Annotated in this window: 1 protein-coding gene; it reads left to right on the forward strand. The window is 71.9% G+C overall.

What is annotated here, in order from left to right:
- Window positions 1–191: LuxR C-terminal-related transcriptional regulator (locus KVT14_RS20175; RefSeq protein ID WP_217617285.1), on the forward strand; the 191-nt coding region annotated here is incomplete at its 5' end.
- Window positions 192–331: the final 140 nt, after the last annotated feature.

Raw genomic sequence — 331 nt, forward strand, 5'->3', positions numbered from 1 at the left:
AGCCCCTCAGCCCCCGGGAGCGCGTCGTCCTCGCCGGGCTCGCCGGGGACGTGACTCTCGAGGGCATCGCCCGCAAGCTGTTCGTCTCGCGGTACACCCTGAAGACCCAGGTGCGGGCGGTCTACCGCAAGATCGGCGCGTCGACGCGCGCCGAGGCGGCGGCGTGGGCGGAAGACGCCGGCCTGCGCTGACGCCGTGACGCGCTGACCTGCGCCCGGGTCCGCGCGCCCGAGATCGCCGGGCAATCCCCTTCAGGTGTGTCGTAGGTCACATCTACGCTCGCTACATGGAACAGGCGATCGAGGCCCGCGGGCCCGTCAAGCGCTACAAG

This window comes from Cellulomonas sp. GbtcB1 (genome assembly GCF_019091725.1).
Lineage (GTDB): Bacteria > Actinomycetota > Actinomycetes > Actinomycetales > Cellulomonadaceae > Cellulomonas.